The organism is Streptomyces sp. NPDC019224 (assembly GCF_040632605.1).
Lineage (GTDB): Bacteria > Actinomycetota > Actinomycetes > Streptomycetales > Streptomycetaceae > Streptomyces.
In genome coordinates this window covers 25,864-52,371 of record NZ_JBEYCF010000026.1, presented here as the reverse complement: position 1 = coordinate 52,371, position 26,508 = coordinate 25,864, and the positions used below count along the sequence as shown (strand labels likewise).

Here is a 26,508-nt window from a genome sequence, read left to right as displayed (position 1 = left end):
TCACTGGGTGGTGCCGGGTAGGACTGTCGGGCTGTCCGGATAGAGGCTGCCCATGCTCTCGGTGGAGAGGTAGCGGCGGGGGGGGAAGGCGATCCATTCGTCGTGGAGTTCGGCAAGGACGGCGGTGGCGAGCCGGTTGACGGCGGCGGTATTGGGGAAGACCTGGGCGACGTCGGATCGGCGTTTGGTCTCCCGGTTCAGCCGTTCGAGCGGGTTGGTCGACTGGATCTTCTTCCAGTGCTGGTGGGGGAAGTCCGCGAACGCGGTGAGGTCCTCTTTCGCGCCCAGGAGCATCTCTTGGACCTTGGGGAACTGTGTGCCGAGCATGTCCGCGACGGTGTCGAGGTGTATGCCGGGCCAGGGTCATTGCGTGAAGGCGCTTCGCGAGGTTGGCCCGTGACGTGTCGTCATGTCGGGGTCGGTCCGGTTCCGGGGGTGGAAGGCAGTACAGGCACGGTGCCGGTGATCATGTGAGTGTCTACGTCCCATGAACACCGAGCGAGCCCGTGCCTGCCCTTGCATCATCGCTTATCGCTGCCCCGCTGGGCCAGCTGGCCTCGATATCCGCCCCGGCACCCCTTCTCGATGCCGTTGACCTGCGAACTTTCCTGACCGGGGTGCCCGATCCCAGGGGCCGTAAAGGCCGGATCTATCCCTTCACCGCGTTGGTCTGCGCGGTGGCCGCCGCCGTCCTGACCGCTGCGAAGTCGCTGGCCGCGATCGGGGAATGGATCACCGACGCGCCCCCCTGGGCCCTGCGGACACTCGGCTTCACCCCCGACCCGTTCACCGGTCAGGTGTCCGCCCCGCACCCCGCGACTATCCGCCGCCTGCTGGAACGTCTCGACGGCGACGCCCTCGACCGTGCCGTCGGCGCGTTCCTCGACACCCGCTCGGCCACAAGCGTCACAGTGGACGGGCCGGCCGCCCGGGCAATCCGCCGGGCCGTCGCGGTGGACGGCAAGACCGTCCGAGGCTCTCGCACCGCCGAGAGGAGCGCGGTGGTCCTGCTCGCCGCGATGGACCACGTCGGAAGCGTCCTGGCCCAACGACAGATCGCTGACAAGAGCAACGAGATCCCCGCCTTCGCGCCGTTGCTGGACTCGATCGAGGATCTGGAGAACACCGTGATCACCGCGGATGCCCTGCACACTCAGCACGCCCATGGCGCCTACCTGCGCGGACGCGGCGCCCACTACCTGGCGATCGTGAAGAAGAACCACGCCAAACTCTTCGACCGGGTCCGGCATCTGCCCTGGCGGGACATGCCGCTGGAGCACTACGACCGCACCCGCGCTCACCACCGCATCGAGATCCGTCGCCTCAAGGCCGCCGCGTTCGACCACATCGACTACCCCGATGCCAAGCAGGCCCTCCAGATCGTCCGCTGGAGGATGGACCGAAGCACCGGACAGCTGTCGATCGAACGGATCTACCTGATCACCAGCCTCGCCGCCGGCGCCGCAACCGGCGCCGAACTCGCCTCCTGGATCAGAGGGCACTGGGGCATCGAAAACCTCCTACATCACGTCCGTGACCGGACCTTCCGCGAGGACGACTCCAGGATCCGCACCGGTCACCTGCCCCGCGCCATGGCCTCCCTGCGTAACCTCGCCGTCGGCGTCCACCGCCAGAACGGCCAGACCAACATGGCCGCCGCCCTCCGCCGAGCCGCCCGCGACTACCGTCGCCCCCTGACCGCCCTCGGCCTCACCTGACGAACCCGGACAAGATCACTTCACGCAATGCCCCTGACCGTGTACCCCCTGGAGTCGAACTGCCCGTTCACCAAGGACAGTTACACGGTGGCCGACCTCGTGTTCAGGGAGCACTCGCAGGCAGTCGACGCACATGACGGCTCAGAACGGGCGCATATCTCCGCCAAGATCGGCTACACCACTCCACGGGACACCATCCGCGTGCCGCCATCGCAGGAGATGACGGCGCACTCCGAGTACGGCGAGGAGTCCGGCATCGGCGCGGGCACCCCACTCGGCGAGTTCGTCGATGGTCCGGCCTCCCGAGACCGCGGCTGCCGCACAGACCAGCAGGATCGAGGCCAACGGGTACCAGCGACCCCGCTTCGAGCGCGGATCGGGAACGGCCTCCAGGAAGACGCGCAGGTCAGCCATATCGTCCGGGTCGAGGGGACCCAGCTTGGCCAACACGGCAGGGATCGGGGAAGATGAGACAGCGGACACGGGAACCTTCTTGATCACTCGGCGTAGACACCTGAATGATCACGGATCCCGTGTCCGCGCTGTCATCCACCCCAACCTGCGCCATCCTCACGCCAGTTGGACGATCCCGGGAACTCGCGCAAGCCCTGCCTTCACCACGCCTCAATATGAGGTTGGAAAAGGCTCACTCACACGCCATCGCCGGGTCTGAACTCAAAGCGTTTCAGGTCAATATAGGGCACGGCCCAGACCTAAAGAAATTTGATGGAATCCTTTAAGATTCTCCACACCTTCCCAGAGATAGTAGCCGATTTACGCCAATTGACTTCCTTGAGTAGGCTACCCTTAGCGACACCAGCTTCCCCAGCCGGGTTATGGGCGGGCAACAAATGATCTGTCGAGATCAGTACACCAACCCTCCCTACAGAAACTCCCAGCATGTGAGCCGCCTCATGCTGAGAGACCCAATCATCCATTGCAACCGTAGGCACCCTCAACAAACCCTTTGGGTACCCTTTGCTAGCGGCCATGCTTCCCTTACCTCTCGGCAGTTACATTTTAAAGATTCCCGCTATCCACGATTGAGTGAAAACGGGAGGGTGCGGAAAAGTGACACCTTTCCGCACCCTGAGGGATTCCGGCTAGAAAAGGAATTCCCTTACGGTCCGAAGGGAAACCCTTACTGCTTCCCGGGGAATTTGCATTCGTGCCGTACCTGCCAGTGGAGTTCCCGCCTTAGGTCCGAACGCGAGACACCCCCCTGGCCCCCTGCCACAGAGGGCGCCGGCAGCAACCCCCTTAGCCTCTGAGATCGCCGTCCTCTTGATGAATTGCGCTCCACCTTCGGTCCGCTCTTCAGGAGTGGACACTGCCATGTGTGCGCCCAGACCGGCTACGAACACTGCCCCCACGCCGACCATGAACATGCCTCCACCGCAAACCACACTCGCGATGCACGCCGCAGTCCCGACGGCGGCGACAGCCGTGATTGCGATGTCTACAATTTTGTGATTTCTCCAGCCTGAACTTCCAAGGCTGTTGTCCCAAGCGGCACCGAAATTACCCTTCTTGATACTACCCCAAATGCCATCCTTTTTTCGGCGCTCCTTATCCGCAGCCTTCTTTGCGGCGGCGATTGCAGCCTTGGCTCGCCGCAACGCTTCAGCTTGTGCCCAGCTCTTTTTACCCGGGAAGGTGACGAGTTTCCCGCTCTTGCTGACGTAGGGGCCGAGTGTCCATCGGTTTCCGGTGGAGGTGTTCTTGGTGTAGCGGGTTTTGTCGCCCTTGGTCTGGCCGGTGCCTCCGATGGGGTATCCGTTGCCGCAGAGGTCTGCGGGGCAGAGGCCGTCGGGGTCGGAGAGGGTGAGGGGGGCGTTGTGGGCGTAGCTGTAGGCGTTCATCTGGGCTGGTTCGTTGATGTCGATGATGGGGTCGACGCTGAGGAATCGGCCGAGGGTAGGGTCGTATTCGCGGGCGCCCAGGTGGGTGAGGCCGGTGAGGTCGTTGGTTCCGCCGACGAAGCCATGGTTTCCGAAGGCTGTTGACTGCTGGGTTCTGAGTTGGCCGAAGGGGAGTTGTTTTCTTCGGGTGATCGCGAGGGTTCCGGCGGTGATCGCGGTCATCGTGGTGCCTTGGTGGTCGCTGATCAGGTAGGAGATGGTGCTGCCGGTGCGGACGGCGATGGTTTCGCCGTTGTGGGTGTAGTAGCGGGTGGCGGTCTTGGTGCCGTTCGCGGCGACGTTGAGCTGGTCGCCGTTGGGGAGCGTCAGGACGCTGGAGCCGTCGGCGTTCCTGGTGATGAGACGGTCGCCGTCCGCGTCGTACAGGTAGCTGCTGGTTTTGCCGGCCTCTGTGAGGGTGGCGAGGTGGCCTTCGGCGTCCCAGGTCAGGTTCTGGGTGGTGGTGGCGATGGTGCGCTTGGTGGTGTTGCCGGTTTGGTCGTACTCGAAGGTGCTGGTGCGACCGTTGTCCGGGCCGCCGCTGACCGTGGCCTGCTGCACACCGTGCGGCAGGCCGGTGCCGGGCGCGGGCTGGGTGTAGGTGGTCGTCGCGTCCGGGGCCGTGGTTGTGGTGGCGTGTTCGGTCTGCTTCGTACGGTTGCCCAGGGCGTCGTAGCTGAAGCTCTGCCAGTAGGCGTCCGGGCCACCGACCGTGGTCTTCGAAGGCGCGGTGACGCAGTCGGTCTTCGCGGTCCACGCCTCGGTGAGCCGGCCCAGGGCATCGTTGGTGAAGCACTGGGTGTCGGTGGACTTCTGCGCGTCCTGACCGCTGACCGTGGTCACCCCCGTGACGTTACCGGAGGGGTCATAGGAGTACGAGGTGTCGTCAACGCGCTGAGGGGCGAGATCCCGGTCGGTGATTTGCTGGGTCAGGCGCCCGGTGTGCTCGTCGTAGACCTGGGTCTTGTAGACCTTCTTGCCCAGGGCGGCCCCGAACTCAAGGCGCTGGGCACGGGAGTACACGTCGTAGGAGGTGTTGGACACCAGGGCGCCGAGAGCGCCGCTGGTGCGGAAGGGGAGGTCGTCGCTGTTGTAGTTGGTGGTGACCCGTTCGGCCGGGATGTTGCCGATGGCGGGGTTCAGGGTCCAGAGCGTGGCCCCGGTCTCCGGGCTGTAGCCGTAGGTCCAGGTGTACATGCCGGCGAGCCCGGTGGCCGCGGAAGGGATGGTGGTCGTGGTGGAGGTGGGCTGGTAGCGGTCGTTGAACGCGTCGGTCGCCGTCGTGTAGGCGGCGCCGTCCACGTAACGGGTGCTGCTGGTGAGCTGCCCCTTGGCCAAGGTGTCGTACGTCCACTTGGCCAGGACCGTGTCGCCCTGCTGGACGGCGGTCTTGCGGCCGAGCTTGTCATACTCCGTGGCCAGGGTGATGCCGCGGGCGTTGGAGACCGAGGTGAGCCGGCCCGCGTCGTCGTAGGTGTTGCGCGCTACGCCCTGGTCGGGGTCGTCGATGACCGTCTTCTGGCCGCGACTGTCGAAGGTGTACTTCCAGACGTTGCCGTCGGGGTCGGTGACCGACGACGGCTCGTCGTACTTGCCATAGGCGTACGTCGTCTTCTGCGACACGGTCCGGGCCGCGTCGGTGTACTCCAGCAGCGCGGTCGTGCGGCCGCGGGCATCGGTCACCGTGGTCGACGCAGTGCCGCCCTTCGGGGGGATCACCGTGGTGCGGTCGCCCTCGTAGACCTTCTTGGACCGCCACTGCTCGTCGCCGTACTTGAGCGACAGGGCGTCGGTGACGCGCCCGGCGCCGTCGAAGAGGTTCTGCGTGGCGGCCGGGACCTTGTTCACCGTCGTGGAGACGAGCGTGGCCGAAGGCGCTCCGGCCGCGTAGTACGCGGCGAAGGACTGCCAGGCCCAGCCACGGGTGTCGTACATCGTCTCGGTCATGATCCGGTCCTGCGTGCCGATGGCCGGTGACTGTGTCTGGCGCTCGCGCAGGAGACCGTCGTAGAGCTGATAGGTGGTCCGGTACTCGCCGTTCTGCTTGAGCGTCTTGGTGGCGACGGCGTTCGCAGCGGTGCGGGAGATGGTGTAGGCGTACTCGACGGACGGCGTGGTTTCGTGGTCGGCCTTGGCCCATCCCGGCTGCCACACCTTCAGCAGCCGGCCGAGACCGTCGTACGTGGCGTCGGTCCGCTTGCCGTTGGGGTCCACTTCTGCCGTGGCTACGCCGCGGGCGGGATCGTAGGACGTGGTGGTCTCGTGGTTCGCCGCGTTGGTCACCTCGACCGAGGTGGGGGCCTCGGTCGTGGTGGGCGTGTACGCGGTGGTGGTGATGCTGCCGAGGGCATCGGTCGCGGTCAGTTCGCGGCCGTGCTGGTCATAGGTGTGCGTGGCGGTGGTGAGGTAGCCGGTGCCCTTGGCGTCCTGCTCGTCCAGCCGGGTCACGTCACCCGTGACCGGGGCGGTCGAAAGGCTGGTCGCCCCGTCGTAGTAGTTCCGCTGGACCGAGATCAGGTCCGCGGGCAGCTCGGGCGGAGTCCCGCACGCCTTGGCGACGACCTTCGCCTCGGAGACGAGAGCGAGGATGTTCTTGGCCGTGTTGGGGACGTAGGTCGTGGTGGTGCACCGCTCATCACCCGACTTCGAGGTGTCCCCGAGCTCCGACTCAGTCAGGATCTGGCCGACGGCGTCGAAAGTCCTCTCGACCCGGGTGGTGCGCCAGGTGTCGCCCACGGCTGTGCGCGTGGACTCGCTTCCGCCACCGGTGGCGTACGCCTTGCGTGCGGGCAGGCCCTCGGACCGGGTCTCGGTGGCCGTGGCGGCGGACAGCCACGGTTCGTAGCTGGTGGTAGCTTCCAGTTTGCCGCCGTCGCCGTTGTAGATCGCCTCTTCGCGGGTCATGCCGGCGAAGGCTTCCTTGTCGGTGACCGCAACACCCGCATGATCCTTGACGGCCGCCCCGTCGATGCCCCTGAAGTAGCGGTACTCCTCAAGTGTCCGCTGGTCGGGTGCGGCCCCGGTGCGGACCTGGACGCGGCCGTAGCCCTTGCGGTCGCTGTAGGTCAGGTGCTTGGCCGTGGTGAACTCGTCGTCCTTCGACTTCGCCCAGGCCATGCCGTCCAGGTAGCTGTAATTGGTTTCCTTGGCCGGCGCGCCACCGGTGTTGTCGGACTCCAGGATCTGAGTGACGACGTAGGAGTGGAACCAGTCCAGGTAGGGCTCGTAGTTCGCGGCGGGTGCGTCGGGCGGTGACCACTTCACGGGGTAGCAGCGCCGGTTGTTGTCCTCGGGGGACGGTACGTCTCCGGCCTTGCAGTCGGTTGGCGAGTAGGTGATGCCGAGGGTGCTTCCTGATTCTGTGCCGATGCCGTAGACGCGGTATCGCCACATCGCCGGCACGGGATCGGGGTCCCCGCCGGTCGTGGCGCCCTCGACGCGGTTGGGAAGGGTCTGGCCCTTGAAGGTCACGGCGGGCAGGGCGACGTCGCCGGTGCCGGTGTGACCGGTGCGGGTGATGGAGGCCAGCCACAGGGCAGGGTCGCTGCCGTCGCCGGTGCTCGGGAACTGCTGTTGCAGAGCCCAGGTGTCGACCGGCTTGTACGTGCCGCCGGTCAGGACCGAGGTGTCGATCTTGGTGATGCGGTTGCGGCTCCAGAAGGACGGGGAGTACCGGTCCTTGCACTCGGTGCCCGAGGCGCAGTAGCGGTCGAAGGGGACGTCGGGCCAGTTCTTCGCGTGGTCCTTGTCGAAGGTGCAGTCGCTCAGGCAGCGGGGGGAGAGAGTGAAGTCGACCTTGGCCGCGGGCTTCGCGTAGAAGTTGCTGGAGCGCAGGCCGTACTCGATGCGCTTGAGGGAGCCGCCGCGGTCGTAGACGGTGGCGGTGGAGTCGCCGGTCGACGGGTTGACGTTGCGGCCGTAGTAGTTGGACTCCTTGTCCCAGTAGTACGTCATGGCGTCGCCGTGCCGGTCGATGACCGCGTCGAGGTTCCAGCGCCATGCCTGCTGGCACCACGAGTCCTTGAAGGCGGTGGCGTGGCAGGGCTCGCCGGACTGGTTCCCGTAAACGGGCACGGTCCAGGTGGAGTTGGTCTCGTCCTTGCCGGCGGCCCAGCCGTTGGGGCGGTTGTAGCCGAAGTAGTAGCGGGTGCCGTCAGGGGTGGTGACGCGCCAGTACTCCCCGTCGTTGTCACCGTTCTCCAGGTCGGTGTTGGTGAGCTTGACGATCTTCGTCCCGTCGTCGCTCTCCAGGTGCCACTCGCCGGAGTCCGTGTCCTTGACCAGGGTGTTGGACTGGCCGCCGAGATTGATGACGGCGTTGTCCTTCTTCCAGCACAGATCACCGACCTTGGCGGTGGTGTTGCTGTCCTTCGTGTCGTCCGTGCACGAGATGTACTGGCGCTCGATATAGCCCGGCTCCATCGACCAACCGTCGCCGATGTTGTTGGCCTGGTTGTTCGTCGAGGCGGTACGCCCGTCCACCGACTGCGAGGAGTAGGCGAGTTTCAGATCCGGTGCCGTTTCACCAGGGACGTCCGGGGCGGTGATCGGGTAGTTCCAGGAGAAGGCGCCGTTCGATCCGCCGGCCGCCCAGGAGGCGGACGGGGCGAGAGACGTCGCCTTGAAGTTGCCCGAGGGCCCCGACTCCGCCGCAGTTGCGGCGAGGAGCACGGTTCCCGTGGACACCGAGAGTTGCTCACCGTGTGTCGCCACGGGGGCAGCAAGGAGCGCTTCGTCCTGCGCGGCAAGTGCGGGTGCGGCGGCAGGAAGGTCCAGTTGCGCGGTCAGCGAGCCGGCCTTGGTGTTGTTTGCCGTCGGCAGGGCGCGCCCGACCACACATCCCTTCTTCCTGGGGGTGCTGGCAGCGCAAGCGGGCAGTTCTCGCAGCGTCAGACGTGATGCCCAGTCACCGCCGTACGCGTTTCGGAAGCCGGAGTAGTCGACCTTGACATCTACAGCGCCGTGCGTTCCTGCCGTGGGCCTCAGCGCGAGCACGACCCCCTCGACGCCCAGATCCTGCGTAGCTGCACGGTCAAGCACCTGGACCTGGACCGTGTCCGGCCCCTGCGTCCCTGCTTCTCGCTTCTCACCTGGGCCAGGGGCCAGGCGCACAGGCAGCGAACCCGCTGTGAGGGAACCGGACCCAGCAAGCTTCGCTGTGGCCGTGCCAGGCCGCGGCCATGCGGTCTGTGGCTTCTTCCACGGGTGCTGAAGCGTCACATCGCGTATCGAGGAAGGCTGCTTCTTTACCTCGGTTGTCGGTACAGGATCACTGTTCTCCAGTTTCGCAAGGTTCAGCTCAGCTGCCGCCACGACAGGCCCGGCCAGCAGACTTGCAAAAAGAAACGCGGTCAGCGCGACGGCTATCAGCCGTACCCGCCGCCCCATGCGTCTCGCGTCGACGCCCCCACCCCAGTGCATGCGCGGAAAACCCCCAACTGTTCGAAGAAAGGAACACAGTCGGACACGGAAGGTAGCAGCGGGTTCACGCCGCCTTCGCCTCAAGGGCGCAGATCTTATTCATTTCAAGCCAACTTGAAAGCTCGGATGAATTAAATCTTTTATGATTTAACAGCAAATATCCATTTTGGGCAGTTGCATTTGAATCGAACTTTGCCCCTCTTGGATGGCTCACAGCTCTTCGACGCCAAAACCACACCCCTCACAGATCCCTCACGCTCTAGTGTGCGAACCGATCAGATTCGGGAGGGGATTTTCGCAATGGTTTTTTGGAGACAAAGGCGCAGACAGGGCGCATCACGGGCAACCGTGGTGGGCGCTGCGGCCGCGATCGCAACTCTCGCCATGTGCTTGCCACCGCAAATGGCACCTACCGCTGAGGCGGCGACGGGCGCGCAGTCCGGGGAGCAGGCGGCATCCCGGCAGTTCGGCGCCGACGAGAGTGCGCTGGCCGATGCCGCCAGCACTGGGCAGCCGGCGGAGGTCCTTGCCCGTCGCACGGAAACCTCGCAGGTGTTCGCCAATCCTGATGGGACGTTCACCCAGGACACTTATGTCCTGCCCCAGTTCGTCCGAAAGGAAAATCAACTCATCCCTGTCGTAACCGACTTGGAGTCGAATGCGGACGGGACGCTGTCTCCGAAGGCGACGGAGGTGGACCTACGATTCTCCGGTGGCGGAGACGGTCCGCTGGCGACCATCGTGCGAGACGGGCGCAGCATGTCGTGGAGCTGGCCCCACACCTTGCCGACGCCCCAGATCGACGGCGACACGGCGATTTTTGCAAATGTCCTGAATGATGTGGACCTCAAGCTACGCGCGAGTTCCTCGGGCTTCACCAGTCTGTTCGTGGTGAAGACACCCCAAGCTGCCGCCAACCCATCGCTCAAGCAAATTCACTTCGACCTCGACACCGACGGAGTGGAGGCAAACACCGACGCGGACGGAAACCTCACCGCCGTCAACCCGGCCGGTCAAGAGGTCTTCAACGCTCCCACCCCCCTCATGTGGGACAGCGCAACGGTCAACGCGCCACAGGCGCGAGCGCTGGCCACCGAGGGAGACGCGGGCCCTCCGCCACCTGCCGACGAATTCGAACCCGGCTACGGAGCTCAGCAGGCAGCTATGGGCGTGGCGGTCGAGGACGGCAAGCTGAGCCTCACACCGGATCAGGGCCTTTTGACCGGTGAGGACACCCAGTACCCCGTCCTGCTGGACCCGGCGGTATCCGGCTCCAGGTATGCCTGGACCATCGCCTACAAGAAGAACCCGAAGACGTCCTACTACAACGGGGCGAACTGGTACAACGGGACCACGACGGCCCGGGCCGGCTACGAGAACGAGACAAACGGACTGGCCCGCTCCTACTTCCGTATGAACACCGGAAATCTCTGGTCGACGGACAAGGTGATCTCCAGCTCCAAGTTCACCATCAAGAACACCTGGTCCTGGTCGTGCACCGATAAGCCGATCGAGCTGTGGCACACCGAGTACATGAGCTCGGCCACCACCTGGGACCATCAGCCCACGAAGATCCGCACCCTGGACACGGTGACCGATGCGAAGGGCTGGGGCCCCGACTGCCCCGCCGGTAACCTCGCCTTCGACGCCACCGCCGCTGCCAAGGATGCCGCCAAGGGACACTGGAACACCATCACCCTAGCGCTCAAGGCAAGCAATGAGAGTGACGTCTTCGGCTGGAAGAAGTTCGACGCCAAGTCGGCCGCCCTCTCGACCACATACAACACCCGTCCGAACGTCCCTACGGGTCTGGACACCATCCCCTCTACCAAGAACAGCACCGGTTGTGGCAGCTCCGCCCCTTATGGGCTGATCGGGAACACCGACCTGTACCTCACCGCCAAGGGCTCGGACCGTGATGGCGGCACGGTCAAGGTGCAGTTCAGTCTCTGGGCCACGGGCCACCACCCCGTCGATGACCCCGACGGGGTAATCATCGTCAACAAAACGGTCTCCACCACCTCCGGAACCGTCGCCAAACTCAAGGTCACCAAAGCCCAGCTCACGTCCTACCTCTCCGTGGCGAACGGCAACTTCTCCTGGAAGGCGCAGACCGAGGACGGCTCCCTGTCCTCCGGCTGGGTACCGGCCACCGGCCAACCGGGCTGCCGCTTCGTCTACGACCCCACCCGGCCCTCCACTCCGCCCGGCGTGACCTCGACCCAGTTCCCGGACGGATCCGACGGCTGGCCCGCCACCACCGGAAGCGCCCGTTCCGAGGGCACCTTCACCCTCAGCAGCGGGGGAGTGGCCGACGTCGCCAAGTACGAGTACTGGACCGACTGGAACAACAAGGTTCAGTCCGCAACCCCCTCTCAGCAGGGTGGATCGGTGAGCGTCAAACTCCGCCCACTGGCAGCCGGAAACCACACGCTGTACGCGAACAGCATCGACAGAGCTGGCAACGTCTCCGACCGAGCCGTCTACATCTTCTACGCCAACAGCCCCGGCATCACCGACAAGCCCGGCGACCTCAACGGCGACGGCAACACCGACAAGTACGGCGTTCGCACCGACGGAACCCTGTGGCTGTATCCCGGCCAGGGCAACGGACAGCACGCCCCCTACACGGTCGCCAGCGGCACGAACTTCAACGGTGCCTCGGTCACCCACCGCGGCGACTGGACCAATGACGGGTATGAGGACCTCATCGCCGCCCAGCCAGCAGCGGACAACGTGAAGGACCTCTACGTCTACCCGAACAACGGCCTGGGTTACGCCTGCACGGCCCGCGGTGAGGAAGCCGACGGCGCCTCACAGGAATGCACCTTCGACCGGGTCGCGCTCAACGTCTACAGCTCCGAGAACAACCACTGGGCCAACGCCGACCAGATCCTCGCGATCGGAGACGTCGACGGTCCGCTCGACGTCGACGCGGACGGCACAGCCGACGTGCCCGGCCACACCGATCTCCTGGTCAAGGAAGGCGACCACCTGTGGCTCTACTACGGCTCCGACTCCTTCTACCTGGACGACGTCACCGACCCCATCCTCATCGGTGACGGCGCCTGGGCCAACTACGACATCACCGCCCCGGGCGACGTCGACGGAGACGGCCAGGTCGACATGCTCGCCAGACAGCGCGATGACGGACGCCTCCGCCTCTACACGGGCACCGGCCCGGCTGGTGAGGGACTCGGGCACACCACCAACGACCTCAAGACCAGCGGCTGGGACAGCAATACCCACCCGCTGATCACCTCCGAAGGCGACAGCAACGGAGACGGCAAGCCCGACCTCTACGCAACCAGCCACGACACCGACAAGGGAATCTACTTCTACCCCTCCATCACCCCAACCGGCATCGGAACACCTACCGTCGCCGGCACCACCGGCTGGCTCAACTTCCAAGCGCTCAGTTAGACCGCCATGCATCCGGCTGGGAGCAAAGCGGCACCCCAGCCGGATGCGTCGGCTACTGGTGTCTTCGGATCTGAGCTTGATTTTTAACGTTCCTTCTGTTTTATCCGAGTACGTTCAGCGAGGGTTTCTGCGCGTTTCACGGTCTTCCCGACGTCGTGGTGCCGCGCCCGGTGCCTGTTCTTCGAGCCGGGTGGCCGTCCCGGTCCTGGTCGGGACGGTTTCGGCGCGGCTGCTGGACCAGTGGTGGTCGCGCGGACGTTGCGAAACCCTCGCCGGACCCGAGCCGGGGTGAGCCGGCGGGGTTCGGCGGGCCTTTCCCAGGGGCGGCGGAGGTCCTCGGCGAGGGGCCGGGCGAGGCGGAGTTGGGTGTGGGCGGCGATGATGAGCCAGGTCCACAGATCGGCGGCGTCCGCGTGGCGGACCTTCGGCGCGGTCCAGCCGAGCGTCTGCTTCATCAGCCGGAAGGTGCGCTCGAGGTCGAATCTGCGGAGGAATGCCTGCCACCAGCGGTCCACGTCCGCACTGGTGGCAGCGGTCGTCGAGCACCACAGCCAGACCGGTTTCGGGGTGCGGTTTCCCGGCAGGTACTCGACTTCGAGGCGGATCAACCTGCCGTGCAGGATGGGCAGTTCGGCTTCTGCGTATTCCAGCCAGGGGCCGTGTCTGCCGAGTCGGGGGTGCATCCGGTCCCTGAAGCTTCCCCAATGCCGGGTAGTTAGCGCTGGTGGCGGGGGTGCAAGGTGCGGGTCATTGGTGGGCGGCTGCCGCGTATCGCCCGGTGCGAACCCTCCTGATCAGCCCTTTTTCCGTCCAGCGGGCGAGTTGTCGGTAGGTGGCGACCAGGGTGACGTCTCCGAGGAGCTCGGCGATCTCTCTGGACCGCCATTCTCGCCGGGGTTGCGCCTGGAGCTCGGCGAGGACGCGGGTCATGCGGGTGCTGCTCTGGCCGGGGCCGACGTACTGAGGGACCGTTGCCGCGGGCAGTGGGGGCGGGGGGATCGGAGGCCGGAGGAGGGTGACGGTCACGGCGGATACGGCCCGGCTCTGGTCGGGGCGGCCGTCCATCTTCCTTTCCGCATAGCGCTGACCGGGCGACTTCATCTTCCGGGTGCTGACGCGGGGGCGACGTGCCGGCAGCAACGCGGCCAGGACACGGCGGCCGATGGCGCCGATGCCCTGTTCGAAGATCTCTTCCGCCCGTACCACCAGGTCACGGGCAGTCTGGAAGGCGATGGTGAAGCCGCAGCGGTCGGGGTCGATGCTCGGCACGGACTCCGCAGCCTCGACCATGGAATGCCGCAGAAGCTGGCAAAGGACCAGCAGAGCCCACATCTCCTGTTCGAGGCCGACCGGGTCACCGGAGCGCAGGAGGCGCCCGGCCATGATCGTATGACGGAGGGCGCAATACGCCGATTCGTGTTCCCAGCGCTCGTGGTAAAGGCGCACGAGGCGTTCGGCGGGGTAGTGGTGGGCGTCCAGCAGGGTTGTCACCAGCCGGTAGGAACTCTCGAAACCGCTGCCGTCCGCGCAGGTGACGTGCACCTTGGCCTCGATAATGCGCACCGAGACACCGCCGATGGTGGAGAGGTAGGAAGAATCCGCGAGGGGTTTCAGGACCGGCGGGCGGCGGCACCGGGTGATGCGGCCGACGATCTGCGCGCCGGTGTCGTGCACCGCGGCGAGGAAGTCGTTTCCGTCGAAGCCTCGGTCCCACAGCACCAGCATGTCGGGGCGCAGGTGCCCCAGCAGCCGGGTGGCGTAGGAGGTCTCACCTTCCGCGGTGGGACCGAACACCGCGGCGATCACTGAGCGGGTCCCGGTCTCGACCAGCGTCATCAGTTCGATCCGGGGGTATCCGCCGTAAGGGCACCGCCCCAGCCAGCCCTGATTGCGGTCGCTGTCGGGGGTCTTGATCGAGCCGCAGCCGTCGAAGGAGACCGTACGGAACTGGCCGAACCGCACGCCGGGGTGTGGGGTTGAGCCAGAGGCCCGGACACCACCTCAAACAGGGCTTTCATCGGAGCGCAGCCCACCCGACGCCGTAGATCACGCAGTCCCTTCGCGCTCGGCGCGGACAGGGAGAAGCCGAGCCCGGCCGTCATCTTGTCCCACACCAGCCGGTAGCCGACCTCGGGGAACAGGACCATCGCCAGCAAGAAGTACACCCCGACCCGCGAGGGCAGATCCCGCAGCCGCCGCTGGACCGTGCGGGTCTCCTCCAGGACCGCGTCCACCAGCTCGAACGGCAGGAACGGTGTCAGCCCGCCCAGGTGCCCAGCGGCGAACCGCCCGCCAGCCAGGGTGCTTTCCCGCGAGGGCGCCATCGAGGTGGGTGGGGAGGCAGAATAGATGGACAACGCGGCTCCATGGGCAGGAAGTCTTGGTCGACACCTGTCTCAATGGAGCCGCGTTGATCACGTTCCGGGCATCAGACGACACCTCTGGCGCACCTTGCACCCCCGCCACCAGCGCTAACTACCCGGCCTTGGGGAAACTTCACTTCGATCGATTCCCTGCTCCACGACGGGGCGCGCGTCTTGACTCTGCCCCCCGCCCTTCGCAAACGGCCCCGGAAGTGCTCCGGGGCCGTCTCGCTGTCCGCGGGAAGTTCCCCTCCTGGAGAGGCGCGGACAGGAGATTCGTCACTCGCCTCCACCACCACCGGGCTCCTGCGCGGTGGGGCGTTTGGCCGTGGCCAAACCGGATCGCACACAGCGGCACTTCACGTCATACATCTGCACCCATTCGTCCGCTTTCCCAGCAAAGCCGCAGGTCACGATCGGAATACGGAACAGGTTCGAGTCCCGTTACTCACCCTGAAGGAAGCGAAGGGCCCGATCCGTGGAAACGGATCGGGCCCTTCGCCGTTTCCAGCTGCGGCGACGCGTACGGGCCGTACGGAAGGGGCTCGCACCCCCGCGTACGGCCCGCGGGCCTCACGACGAGTCGCGGACCACCAGCTCCGTCGGCAGCACGATCTGCGCCCGGTCCGCGCTCTCTCCGGCGATCATGTCGAGCAGGACCCGGGTCATCGCGCGGCCCATCTCCTCGATCGGCTGGCGGACACTGGTGAGGGCCGGGTCCATGTGGCGGGCCACCGCCGAGTCGTCGAAGCCGATGAGGGCGACGTCGTCCGGGATGCGGCGGCCGGCCTCGCGCAGGACCTGGCGGGCGCCGGCGGCCATCACGTCGGAGGCGGCGAAGACCGCGTCCACGTCGGGCCGGCGGGCGAGCAGGTCGCGCATGGCCCGGGCGCCGCCCTCCTCGGAGAAGTCGGCGGGGGCGATCAGCCGCTCGTCGGGCTCCAGGCCCGCGTCGCTGACGGCCTGGCGGTAGCCGTCCAGGCGGCTCTGGGAGGCGTAGACGTCGAGCCGGCCGGTGATGGTGGCGATGGTGCGGCGGCCGCGCGAGACGAGGTGCTCCACGGCGCCGCGGGCGCCCTCGAAGTTGTCCGAGTCGACCGAGGAGAGCGTTTCGGCGGCGGATCTGCGGCCGTTCATCACGGCCGGCATGCCGAGCTGTTCCAGCAGGTCGGGCAGCGGGTCGTCGGCGTGCACGGAGACCAGCAGCACGCCGTCCACGCGGTGCGCGGTGAGGTACTGGGCGAGCCTGCGGCGCTCGCGGTCGCTGCCGACGAGGGTGAGCAGCAGCTGCATCTCCGTGTCGGCCAGGGCCGCGCCGACGCCGCGCACGATGTCGGAGAAGTAGGGCTCCGCGAAGAAGCGGCTCTCCGACTCGGGGACGACGAGCGCGATGGCGTCCGTGCGGTTGCCGGCCAGCGCGCGGGCCGCGCGGTTGGGTACGTAGCCCAGTTCGGCGACGGCGGCCTCGACCGCCTCCCTGGTGTGGGCACTGACCCGGGGCGATCCGTTGATGACGCGCGAGGCCGTGCCCCGCCCGACCCCCGCCCGCGCCGCGACTTCCTCGAGCGTGGGCCGGCCCCCGCTCCGTACTCGCGCTGCCGTCATGGCTGCCTCCCGTTCGCGGTCAATTTCTCACAGTCGGATAACCAAACCAAGCCCTGGCGTTGGTTCCCCCGACACTCTGCGGGACCGGTCGGCCGCTCCCCGCCCCCCTGCGTGGGAGCGCTCCCACTCTACGCGCGTGGTCAAGCCGGACGCGCAGGCCGGGGGTGTTTCGGCCTGCGCGGGGGGCGAAAGCCCTGAGGCCCGGCACGGGTGCCGGGCCTCAGGGGCGGTACGGGCAGGGTGTACCGGAACGGTCAGCCGAGGTCCTCCCGCGGCGGGAGGGCGTGGCGGCGGATCACGTCGGCGTACCAGTGGGCGCTGTCCTTCGGGATGCGGCGCTGGGTGGCGTAATCCACGTACACGGTGCCGAACCGCTTCGAATAGCCGTACGACCACTCGAAGTTGTCCATCAGCGACCAGAGGAAGTAGCCGCGCACGTCCGCCCCGTCGGCCACCGCGCGCTGCACGGCGTCGAGGTGGCCGTGCAGGTAGGCGATGCGCTCGGGGTCCCGCACCCGGCCCTCGGGCGAGACGTAGTCGTCGAAGGCGGCGCCGTTCTCGGTGACCATCAGCGGGACACCGGGGTGCTCGCGGGTGACGTCCATGAGCAGGTTGTAGAGCCCGTTGGGGTCGATCGACCAGTTCATGGCGGTGCGCTCCTTCCCCTCGGCGAGGTGGAAGGCGACGTGCTCGGAGCCGGGCCACGGGGAGTAGTCGCTCGCGCCGTGGCCGTCGTTGCGGGTGCTCCCGGCGCCCTCGGCGGGCGTGGAGACCAGGGTCGGCGTGTAGTAGTTGACGCCCAGGACGTCGACCGGGCGCGAGATCGCCTCCAGGTCGCCGTCCTGGACCAGCTTCGACCAGTCCACCACGTGCGCGGTGTCCGCGAGCAGGTCCTCCGGGTAGGCGCCGTGCAGCATCGGGCCGGTGAAGACCCGGTTGCCGACCGCGTCGATGCGGCGGGCGGCGTCCGCGTCCTCCGGGCTCGACGTCAGCGGACGCACCTGGTGGAGGTTGAGGGTGACCGAGGTCTGCGCGCTAGCGGGGAGTTGAGCGCGCAGAACCTCGATCGCCCGGCCATGGGCGAGATTGAGGTGATGGGCCGCCCGCAGGGCGGAGGACGCCTCGGTGCGGCCGGGGGCGTGCACCCCGGAGCCGTAGCCGAGGAAGGCCGAGCACCACGGCTCGTTGAAGGTGGTCCACGTACCGACGCGGTCGCCGAGGGCGCCCGCCATGATCGCGGCGTAGTCGGCGAACCGCTCCGCGGTCGCGCGCTCCGGCCAGCCGCCCGCGTCCTCCAGCTCCTGGGGCAGGTCCCAGTGGTAGAGGGTGGCGACGGGCGTGATGCCGGCCTCCAGCAGCTCGTCGACGAGCTTGCGGTAGAAGTCCAGACCGCGCTCGACGGCGGGGCCGCGGCCGGTGGGCTGGACGCGGGACCAGGAGACGGAGAAGCGGTACGCCTTCAGCCCCAGCTGCTTCATCAGGGCCACGTCGTCGCGGTAGCGGTGGTAGTGGTCGGCGGCGATGTCGCCGGTGTCGCCGTTGCGGACCTTGCCGGGGGTGCGGCTGAAGGTGTCCCAGATGGAGGGCGTGCGCCCGTCCTCGGCGGCGGCACCCTCGACCTGGTAGGCGGCGGTGGCCGCTCCCCAGAGGAAGCCCGGCGGGAACTTCGTGGTGGCCTCGGGCGCCGGCTTCGGGGCGATGTCGGGTCGTACGGCAGTCATGCGGGAGCGCTCCCAAGGGGTGTGACGGACAGGGGCGGTGACGGGGTGGGGCTCCGGAACCCGTACGGTCCGCGGGGCGGGCGGGGACCGTACGGCTCCGTGACGGAGAAGTGGCGAGCGGGGCGTCAGCCCTTGACGGCGCCGGACATGATCCCGCCGACGATCTGCTTGCCGAAGATCACGAACACCACGAGCAGCGGCAGGGTGCTGATCAGCGCGCCGGCCATCACGATGCTCGTGTCGGGGGTGTACGAGGCGCTGAGCTGGCCGAGGGCCACCTGCAGGGTGGGGTTCTGCTGGTTCAGGGCGAGGTAGGGCCAGAAGAAGTCGTTCCACGCCTGGACGAAGGTGAGCATGCCGAGCACCATCATCGCGGGGCGGGCCACCGGCAGCACCACGCTCAGCACGATGCGGAAGTTGCTCGCGCCGTCGATCTTGGCGGCCTCGATCAGCTCGTACGGCAGCGCCTCGCTCAGGTACTGGCGCATGAAGAACACGCCGAAGGCGCTGACCAGGGTCGGGAAGATCACCGACTCCAGGTTCCCGCCCCAGCCGAGGTCGGCCATCATCATGAACAGCGGGACGACGCTGAGCTGCGGCGGGATCGTCAGGGTCAGGACGACCCCGGTCATCAGGGCGTTGCGGCCGCGGAAGCGCATCTTGGCGAAGGCGTAGCCGGCCAGGGTGCAGAAGAAGAGCGTCGCCGCCGTGATGCAGCCGGCCACGATGACGCTGTTGACGATCGCCTTGCCCAGGTGGGCCTGGGTCCAGGCGGCTTCGAGGTTGTGGAAGAGGCGGCCGCCCGGCAGGAACGGCGGGGTGGTGGCCAGCACTTCGTCCTGGGTGTGGGACGCGGCCACGAGGGTCCAGTACAGCGGCAGCAGCGAGCCGATGCCGACGACGGCCAGGGCGATGTAGGCGAACGGCCCGCCCTTCAGCTGCTGCCCGGCACCGGGCTTGAAGCGACTCGCACGCTTCGGCGCGCGGTGGGCGGAACGCGCCGGGACGCCGAGCTCCGAGACTTTGGTGGGGCTGGTCATGGTCATGGGTTATCGCTCCCGGTCAGACCGCGGATTTGCGTACGAAGCGGCCGATGAGCCAGTTGACCGCGGCGATGATCAGCAGGAGGGCGAGCATCGCCCAGGCCACTGCGGCGGCCGGGCCGAGGTGCCCGAGGTTCCAGCCGTAGTTGTAGAGGTAGACACTGAGGGTCTCGTACTGGTTCTCGTTGCCGCCGGTCGCGCCGAGAGTGCCGCCCTCCAGCAGCAGGGGCTCACCGAACAGCTGCATGGAACCGATGGTCGAGATGACGATCGTGAAGAGGATCGTGGGCCGCAGCGAGGGGATGGTCACCTTGCGGAACTGCTGCCAGCGCGAGGCACCGTCGAGCGAGGCCGCCTCGTACAGGTCGGACGGCACCGCCTGCATCGCGGCCAGGTAGATCAGGGTGTTGTAGCCGGTCCAGCGCCAGATCACGATGACCGAGATGGCGATCTTGGACGTCCAGTGGCCGTTGGCCCAGTTGGTGTCGCCGAGGCCGACGAAGTGCAGTGCCCAGTTCAGCAGACCGCCGTCGGCCCGGAAGACCAGGGCGAAGACGAGGGCCGCGGAGGCCACCGAGGTGGCGTACGGGGTGAGGATGACGGTGCGCCAGAAGGTGCTGGCGCGCAGCTTGTAGTTCAGCAGGTGGGCCAGGCCCAGCGCGACGAGCAGCTGCGGAACCGTCGACATGACGCCGATCAGGAAGGTGTTGCTGACCGCCGTCCAGAACTCGGAGTCGTGCAGGATCCTGTCGAAGTTCTCCCAGCCGACCCACTCCATCTGGTCCATGCCGGTCATCTCGACCCGGTGCAGGGCGATCCAGCCGGTGTAGATCAGCGGGTAGAGCCCGAAGGCCCCGAAGACGAGGAAGAACGGGGCTATGTAGGCGTACGGCGACGCCTTGTCGTCGAACCGCCAGAGCCGGCTCCGCCAGTTCTGCCGGCGGGGGTCCGCCGGTTTCTGCTGGGAGCCGCGGGGTGGCGGCGCGTATGCGTCCCGGGTGGGAGTCGAGGTGGCCACGAGCGGGAGTCCTTCCCTGGAGTGCTTGAGTTACCCGGGTACGGGGCGGGGGCCGAAGGTGTGCGCGGAGGGCTTCCACGGGGCGGCCGGAGCTGTCCGGTCGCCCCGTGCAAGCCCGCCGGGAGGCACCGGCCACCCCGCGGGCTGGGGGGCCGGACCTGATCGACGGTCACCCCCCGGGGACACGCAGGTGCGGGCGGCCCGGGGGCCGCCCGCGCCGGGCGCGTCCGGCGGATCAGGCCGGACGCACCCCGGCGAACGTCAGCCGATCACCTTGTCGATCGCCTCGGTGGCCGCCTCCCAGGCGTCGTCCGGCTTGGTGCCGCGCTGCTCCATGTTGTTGATCTGGGTGGAGATGGTGTCCTTGATCGCCGCGTCCTTCGGGCCGAGGATCGTCTCGGGGATGGACTTGGCCTCGTCGGCGTAGATCTGACCGATCGGGGCGTCGTTGAAGTACGGCAGGGTCGCGTTCTTCACCTCGGGCAGCTCGTACGCGCCCGTGTTGGACGGGAAGGAACCGATCGCCTTGAAGACGGCGGCCTGCTGCTCGGGGGCGGTCAGCCACTTGACGAGCTTGGTGGCCTCTTCGACGTTCTTGCCGGCCTTCGGGACGCCGAGGAAGGAGCCGCCCCAGTTGGCCGCGGTCGCGCCGGGGGCGGTGGTGATGTCCCACTTGCCCTTGTTCGCGTCACCGGCGTTCACGGAGATCTGACCGGCCATCCAGGCGGGGCAGGCCACGGTGGCGATGGTGCCCTTGCGCAGGGCCGCCTTCCACGGGTCGTTGAACTGGGCGAGGCCCTGGGTCAGCTTCTTGTCCGCGGCCTCGGCGGCGAGGTCCCAGCCCTGCTTGACGCTGGGGCTCTCCTTGTAGATCGCCTTGCCGCTCTCGTCGTAGTACTGCTTCGCGTTGGAGCTGACGACGGCGTTGAACATGGCGCTGGCGGAGTCCATGAAGTACGTGCCCGCGGGCGCCTTCTTCTTGTACTCCTCACCGAGCTTGAGGTAGTCCTCCCAGCCGCCGGAGACCTTGGCCGCGACCTCCTTGCGGTCGGTCGGCAGACCGGCCTTCTTGAACAGATCGGTGTTGTAGCAGAGCGACATCGGGCCGATGTCGGTACCCGCGCCGATCACCTTGCCGTCGGCCGTGGTGGCCTGCTTCTCCTTCCACGACACGAACTCGCTGACGTCGATGACCTTGCTCAGGTCGGCGAACTGGTCCGCCTTGGTGTCGACGAGCTCCTTGATGCGGCCGACCTCAAGACCCTGGACGTCGGCGAGACCGCTGCCCGAGTTCAGCTGCTGGAGCAGCTTCGGGTAGTAGACCTTCTCATCGGCGGTGGTGTCTTCCTTCACCGTGATGTTCGGGTGCAGCTCGTGGTACTTCTCGAAGAGGCCGGCTTCCTTGTAGCCGAACTGGCCGTAGTCGGCGACGGTCAGCGTGATCTTCCCGTTCGCGTCGGAGGACTCGTTCGAGTCGGAGTCGTCACTGCTGCAGGCGGTCAGCAGCAGCGCCGAAGCGGTCAGGCCCGTGGTGGCCAGAACCGCGACTCTGCGGCTCCGACCGGCGACGGTGCGGGTGATACGCATTCCACTACTCCTTGTTCCAGGGTGGGACTGGCTCACTGCGTGGCATACGCGCTGGTGAGTGCGGGTGCCGGATGGGTGCGGGGGGAGTACACGGGCAGTGCCGTTTCACGCCGGAAACCTCGCGTGAATGTGGGAGCGCTCCCATGCGTCGATGTCGGAAGATTGCTGCCTTCGGGGGGTGGGTGTCAAGAGTTGAAGACGCTTCCGTTGCGCGAGCGTGTCCTGCAAGTCACGAGACCGTGTCCGGCCGAAGGCTTGCCAAAGCGGGGAGCCGCGGTGCGGCGGGGGCCGCGTTTTCGAATTCCCGCAGGTGGGGGGCGGTTTGAGATTGGATCTTGGCGGGGTGGCCGCAGAAAACCAGCCGCGGTGCCGGTTTCCCGGCATCCCCCCGAAACGGGCTTCCCGGGGGCGGGAAGCCCCGGAGGGGCCCGCCGGGAAGTGAACGGGGCACTGCACGGAGGGGGCGGGGATGCGGAGTTGCGCGTTCTTTGCCCGAAGCCGGAGTCCGGATGGCGGCGGGAGCCGGGGGCCGTGAAGTCCGCGTCATCGATGCCGGCGCCCGCCGTCAGCCGGGCGGCGAGCGCCGCGTCGAGGGCGGCCAGGCCCTCCTCGGTTCGGCGTCGGGCGGCGAGCCGGGTGGAGGCGGGCGGTGAGCCGGGGTGGAGGCGGGCGTCCTGGAGCTGTCGGAGCAGGAGCCTTCGGCCCGGCCGGGCCGGGGTGAGGACGGTGTACGCGCGCTGCCGGGTGGGGGACGGGGCGGGGTGAGGACGGTGTACGCGCGCTGCCGGGTGGGCGGCGGGGAACGGTGGGACGCGGGCCGGGACGCCTCGGGGGTCGCCGCGTCCGTGGCGGCGGTGCTCTCGGCGGTGAACCGGGGCCGGGGTGAGGCACCGGGGGCGGCCGGTCTCCGTGTTCCGCCCCCAAAACGCCCCGCCCCGGGCGGACCCCGTAGACGCGTACGAGGCGTCAGCGGAACGCGTCCGGGGGCGGCGGCGGTGACGGGCGGGCGTCCGCGTCGTGCACGGGGGCCGCGCCGCCGGTGAAGTCCGCGAGGGCCCGGCCGTGTTCGACGCGGCCGGGGTGCGGGTCGGTCGCGACCCGGCGGGTGAGCCGGGCGATCTCGGGCGCCGTGTCGGAGGCCAGCAGGACGGCGTTGCCGAAGCGGCGGCCCCGGAACACCGTGGGGTCGGCGGCGAGGGCGAGTTCGGGGAAGACCGTGGCGGCGGTGGCGATCTGACCGCGCAGATGGGCCAGCGGCGGCCCGTCCGCGAGGTTGGCGACGTAGGTCCCGCCGGGCTTCAGGACACGGCGCACCTCGGCGAGGAACTCGGTGGTGGTGAGGTGGGCCGGGGTGCGGGCGCCGCTGAAGACGTCCGCGATGACGAGGTCGGCCCAGCCGTCCTGGATCTTCCCGAGCCCCGCGCGGGCGTCGGTGGACCTGACCCGGATCCTGGCCTGCGGGTCCAGCGGCAGTTCGCGGCGGACCAGCTGCACGAGGGCCGCGTCCACCTCGATGACCTGCTGGGTGGAGCGGGGGCGGGTGGCGGCGATGTACCGGGCGAGCGTGAAGGCCCCGCCGCCCAGGTGCACCACGTGCAGCGGCTGCCCGGCGGGGGCGACGAGGTCGGCGATGTGGCCGATCCGCCGCTGGTACTCGAAGGAGAGGTACGCCGGGTCGTCGAGGTCCACGTGGGACTGCGGCGCCCCGTCGATCGTCAGCGTCCAGGCGCGCCGGCGCTCCCGGTCGGGCACGAGTTCGGCGAGGCCGCCGTCCACGGGCTCGGCGACGTCGCCCGCCGGGGCCGCCCCCCGGCCGGTCCTGCGGTCCGCCCGCTGTTTGCGGTCGCCGCCGCCGGCCGCTCCTCGACGTGCCACTGCTTCTCGCCCCTGCTCACTGCTCATCGCGTCCGGGACGGGCCGATCCGCGCGGCCCGCCGTCCGGCCATTATGGGCGTGGCGGCGGTCGCGGGCTCAGCGGCAGTTGTCGGCGGCCTCGAGCAGCCGGGCGGCCTGGTCGAGCGCGGCGCGCAGCACGGCCGGGTCGGTGACCGGGGTGTCGGCGGCGGGCGGCAGCAGCCAGCCGCTGCCGGAGACCGGCGGCTCGGCGGGGATGCGCAGCCCGCGGCCGTCGGTCCGCGTACAGGCACTGCCCGGTACGTCCCAGCCCTGCGCGGTGCCCGGGGGCACCAGGAACCCCAGGGTGTCGCAGGTGCCGTCGTGGATGACGGGCCCCACGACGTCCTGCGCCGCGCCCCGGCGCAGGATGTCGACGGCCTCCAGACCCTGCCGGGCGGGCACGGTCACCAGATCACAGGGTTCGCCGGCGGATGCCGTACCACCGGTCGCCATGTCGATGTGCAACAAGGGACCTCTCCTCTCATCGCCGAGGCGGAGCCGCGCTCCGTCTCCACAGGGACCAACGCCCCGACCACGTCAAGGGCTACGGTGCGACACCGCCGCAAAGGGTGGCAGTTCATGGCGGATCGCGACCGAGATGCCCGCTTTGTTCGTAAACGCTGCGTGTACGCGTCGTCACAGCAGGTACGTTCTTGCCCCGCCGGGACACCGGAAACAGCGCCCGGCTCGCACCGAGAGGGCCACGCCATGGTGTCGACAGGGGCAGTTCCCAACCTCGCCTTCCGGCGGCTGCGCGGCTCGCGCTCCGCCGGGGAGTTCGCTGCCGCGGTACGCAGGTCCGCTCGCGAGATCGGCGAGCAGGTCGCGTGCGACGCCCGGTACATCGGACGCGTGGAGTCCGGCGAGATCCGCTGTCCCAACTACGCGTACGAGCGGGTCTTCCTGCACATGTTCCCCGGGACGACCCTGGAGGACCTGGGTTTCTCGCCCCGCGCTTCCGTACGCGGGCGGGCGGCCAGGCCCGCCGCGGACGCCCCGCAGCCCCCGACTGCCCCGCCGCTGGAGCCCGGCAGCGACACCGACGAGGAGAGCGACGTGCTGCGTCGCGTGTTCATGACGAGCGGCACCACCGCGGTGGCGGCCGTCTCCCTGGGTCTGGGCCTCGGCGGCCCGGCCGCCTCCCTGCCCCTGCAACGCCGGGTCGGCGAGACGGAGGTGAGCGCCGTCGAGAGGGCGGTGCGGCAGATCCGGCTGCTGGACGACCGGCACGGCGGCGACTGGCTCTACCGGCGCGCCTCGCAGCCGCTGCGGGCGGCGTACGCGCTGCTCGACGCCGGGACCGCGAACCGGCGCTCCACCGAGGACCGGCTGCACTCCGGCGCCGGCGAGCTGGCCATCTCGGTGGGGTGGCTGGCCCATGACTCGGGCCGCTTCGAGGACGCCCGCTCGCACTACGCGGAGGCGCTGGCCACCGCGCGGGTGGCCGGGGACCCGGCCCTGGAGGCGCACGCGTTCTGCAACGTGTCGTTCCTGGCCCGCGATACGGGGCGGCCCCGGGAGGCGGTGCGCGCGGCGGAGGCGGGCCTGCGGGCCGCCGAACCGCTGGGATCGCCCCGGCTGCGGGCGCTGCTCGCGCTGCGGGAGGCGGGCGGCCGGGCGGGGCTCGGGGACCGTACGGGCTGCGAGCGGGCGCTCGGCCGGGCACACACCGCGTTCTCGCGGGGGCCGTCGGGGGCGGATCCCGAGTGGATGAGCTTCTTCCGGGAGGCGGAGCTGGAGATGCTGGAGGCGCAGTGCTGGGCGGCGCTGGGCGACTGGTCCCGGGCCGCGCGGCACGCGGGCCGGGCGGTACGGCTCCAGGACCCGCACTTCACCCGCAACCTCGCGCTGTACCGGGCCGAGCTGACCACGGATCTGGCGCGGGCGGGGCGGGCGGAGGAGGCGGCGGCGGCCGGCCACGAGGTGCTGGACCTGCTGGACGACGTCCGGTCCTCACGCATCCGCGCGATGCTGCGGGACGCGGTGGCGGTCCTCGGGCCCCGGACGGGGGCGACGCGTGAGGTGGTGGACTTCCTGGACCGTTACGAGGGCGCCGCCCGCTCCGGCCCGTCCGGCGCTTGAGGGCGGAACCCCGCGCCCCGGTCCGGGCCGGCCGGTTCCGTCCTCAGACGCCGGACGGGCCGATACGCGCACCGCGTCCCGCACGGGCCCCGCTCACCGCTCGAGGTGCCCCGTGTCGTTCCACCTCTGGATCGCCGGCGCGCCGTACGCCCAGCCCAGGACCGAGAGGGACGTCGGGGCCAGCCCGATGCGGGCGCCGAAGGCGAGGTCCTCGCCCAGCCAGCGCGCGCCGAGCGCCCGCAGGATGTGGCCGTGGGCGAAGACCAGGACGTCGCGGTCGGCCGAGCGGGCCCACTCCACGATCTCGTCGGCCCGGGCCGACACCTCGGCGGTGCTCTCGCCCTCCGGCACGCCGTCACGCCAGATGAACCAGTCCGGCCGGCCCGCCTTGATCTCGGCCGGGGTCATCCCCTCGTACGCCCCGTAGTCCCACTCCATCAGCGTGTCCCACGGCTCGGCGCGGTCGCCGAAGCCCGCGAGCTCGCAGGTCTCGGCGGCCCGGACCAGCGGGCTGGTGCGGACCTCCAGGTCACGCGGCTCCGCCCATGGCCCCCGGTGCAGCCGCTCACCCAGGAGCTCGGCCCCCGTGCGGCCGGCGCCGAGCAGCGGAATGTCCGTCCTGCCGGTGTGCCTGCCGTTGAGGGACCATTCCGTCTGCCCGTGCCGGACGAGCAGGATGCGCGGTGCCATAAAAGGGTTCTCCCTGGAAAGCCGGGACCTGGGATGCGGA

Annotated in this window: 14 protein-coding genes and 3 pseudogenes; 3 read left to right on the top strand and 14 right to left on the bottom strand. The window is 68.5% G+C overall.

Going from position 1 to position 26,508, the window contains the following annotated elements; translation table 11 throughout:
• Window positions 1-345: pseudogene (locus ABZ564_RS18475) on the bottom strand (transposase); the annotation flags it as partial.
• Window positions 346-617: 272 nt separating this feature from the next.
• Here ABZ564_RS18475 and ABZ564_RS18470 point away from each other — a divergent pair.
• Complete coding sequence (locus ABZ564_RS18470) at window positions 618-1,718, top strand: ISAs1 family transposase (RefSeq protein WP_360857088.1); 1,101 nt, start codon at window positions 618-620, stop codon at window positions 1,716-1,718.
• A gap of 141 nt (window positions 1,719-1,859) precedes the next feature.
• Here the strand turns inward: ABZ564_RS18470 and ABZ564_RS18465 are convergent, their stop codons facing one another.
• Window positions 1,860-2,132, bottom strand: a complete 273-nt coding sequence (locus ABZ564_RS18465) for a transposase family protein (RefSeq protein ID WP_360857213.1) — start codon at window positions 2,130-2,132, stop codon at window positions 1,860-1,862.
• A gap of 689 nt (window positions 2,133-2,821) precedes the next feature.
• On the bottom strand, window positions 2,822-8,455 hold the full coding sequence (locus tag ABZ564_RS18460; RefSeq protein WP_360857085.1) for an RHS repeat-associated core domain-containing protein: 5,634 nt from the start codon (window positions 8,453-8,455) through the stop codon (window positions 2,822-2,824).
• Between the two features lie 1,476 nt (window positions 8,456-9,931).
• On the opposite strand from ABZ564_RS18460, the gene ABZ564_RS18455 reads away from it, so the two are divergent.
• On the top strand, window positions 9,932-12,463 hold the full coding sequence (locus ABZ564_RS18455; RefSeq protein WP_360857082.1) for a VCBS repeat-containing protein: 2,532 nt from the start codon (window positions 9,932-9,934) through the stop codon (window positions 12,461-12,463).
• Window positions 12,464-12,546: 83 nt separating this feature from the next.
• On the opposite strand, the pseudogene ABZ564_RS18450 reads toward ABZ564_RS18455, so the two are convergent.
• The 10 genes and pseudogenes from ABZ564_RS18450 to ABZ564_RS18405 form a co-directional block, all read right to left on the bottom strand.
• Window positions 12,547-13,152 (bottom strand): annotated as a pseudogene (locus ABZ564_RS18450) (transposase); the annotation flags it as partial.
• Between the two features lie 58 nt (window positions 13,153-13,210).
• Window positions 13,211-14,425 (bottom strand): transposase, encoded by a 1,215-nt coding sequence (locus ABZ564_RS18445; RefSeq protein WP_360857079.1) that lies wholly within the window; start codon window positions 14,423-14,425, stop codon window positions 13,211-13,213.
• A 98-nt stretch (window positions 14,426-14,523) separates the two neighbouring features.
• A pseudogene (locus ABZ564_RS18440) lies at window positions 14,524-14,787 on the bottom strand (transposase domain-containing protein); the annotation flags it as partial.
• A 612-nt stretch (window positions 14,788-15,399) separates the two neighbouring features.
• On the bottom strand, window positions 15,400-16,431 hold the full coding sequence (locus ABZ564_RS18435) for a LacI family DNA-binding transcriptional regulator (RefSeq protein WP_360857076.1): 1,032 nt from the start codon (window positions 16,429-16,431) through the stop codon (window positions 15,400-15,402).
• Window positions 16,432-16,685: 254 nt separating this feature from the next.
• Window positions 16,686-18,152: a GH1 family beta-glucosidase gene (locus tag ABZ564_RS18430; RefSeq protein ID WP_360857074.1), complete on the bottom strand. Its 1,467-nt coding sequence runs from the start codon at window positions 18,150-18,152 to the stop codon at window positions 16,686-16,688.
• Between the two features lie 125 nt (window positions 18,153-18,277).
• Window positions 18,278-19,198, bottom strand: a complete 921-nt coding sequence (locus ABZ564_RS18425; RefSeq protein ID WP_360857071.1) for a carbohydrate ABC transporter permease — start codon at window positions 19,196-19,198, stop codon at window positions 18,278-18,280.
• 16 nt (window positions 19,199-19,214) lie between these two features.
• The gene (locus ABZ564_RS18420; RefSeq protein WP_360857069.1) at window positions 19,215-20,213 is read right to left on the bottom strand and encodes a sugar ABC transporter permease; all 999 of its coding nucleotides are present in this window, start codon (window positions 20,211-20,213) and stop codon (window positions 19,215-19,217) included.
• Window positions 20,214-20,474: 261 nt separating this feature from the next.
• Entirely contained in the window at window positions 20,475-21,800 is a 1,326-nt protein-coding gene (locus tag ABZ564_RS18415) for an extracellular solute-binding protein (RefSeq protein ID WP_360857066.1), read from the bottom strand.
• A 966-nt stretch (window positions 21,801-22,766) separates the two neighbouring features.
• Window positions 22,767-23,576, bottom strand: a complete 810-nt coding sequence (locus ABZ564_RS18410) for a fused MFS/spermidine synthase (protein ID WP_360857210.1) — start codon at window positions 23,574-23,576, stop codon at window positions 22,767-22,769.
• A gap of 195 nt (window positions 23,577-23,771) precedes the next feature.
• Entirely contained in the window at window positions 23,772-24,149 is a 378-nt protein-coding gene (locus tag ABZ564_RS18405) for a hypothetical protein (protein WP_360857208.1), read from the bottom strand.
• 255 nt (window positions 24,150-24,404) lie between these two features.
• Between ABZ564_RS18405 and ABZ564_RS18400 the strand changes: the two genes are divergently transcribed.
• Entirely contained in the window at window positions 24,405-25,778 is a 1,374-nt protein-coding gene (locus ABZ564_RS18400; RefSeq protein ID WP_360857064.1) for a tetratricopeptide repeat protein, read from the top strand.
• Between the two features lie 93 nt (window positions 25,779-25,871).
• On the opposite strand, the gene ABZ564_RS18395 is transcribed toward ABZ564_RS18400, so the two are convergent.
• Entirely contained in the window at window positions 25,872-26,468 is a 597-nt protein-coding gene (locus ABZ564_RS18395; protein WP_360857061.1) for a histidine phosphatase family protein, read from the bottom strand.
• Window positions 26,469-26,508 lie beyond the last annotated feature (40 nt).

What these genes read in the sequence shown, in the direction of transcription:
- ABZ564_RS18405 (WP_360857208.1), bottom strand. Translation starts at nt 24,149, where the DNA reads ATGGCGACCGGTGGTACGGCATCCGCCGGCGAACCCTGTGATCTGGTG.
- ABZ564_RS18465 (WP_360857213.1), bottom strand. Translation starts at nt 2,132, where the DNA reads ATGGCTGACCTGCGCGTCTTCCTGGAGGCCGTTCCCGATCCGCGCTCG.
- ABZ564_RS18430 (WP_360857074.1), bottom strand. Translation starts at nt 18,152, where the DNA reads ATGACTGCCGTACGACCCGACATCGCCCCGAAGCCGGCGCCCGAGGCC.
- ABZ564_RS18415 (WP_360857066.1), bottom strand. Translation starts at nt 21,800, where the DNA reads ATGCGTATCACCCGCACCGTCGCCGGTCGGAGCCGCAGAGTCGCGGTT.
- ABZ564_RS18400 (WP_360857064.1), top strand. Translation starts at nt 24,405, where the DNA reads ATGGTGTCGACAGGGGCAGTTCCCAACCTCGCCTTCCGGCGGCTGCGC.
- ABZ564_RS18435 (WP_360857076.1), bottom strand. Translation starts at nt 16,431, where the DNA reads ATGACGGCAGCGCGAGTACGGAGCGGGGGCCGGCCCACGCTCGAGGAA.
- ABZ564_RS18395 (WP_360857061.1), bottom strand. Translation starts at nt 26,468, where the DNA reads ATGGCACCGCGCATCCTGCTCGTCCGGCACGGGCAGACGGAATGGTCC.
- ABZ564_RS18425 (WP_360857071.1), bottom strand. Translation starts at nt 19,198, where the DNA reads ATGACCATGACCAGCCCCACCAAAGTCTCGGAGCTCGGCGTCCCGGCG.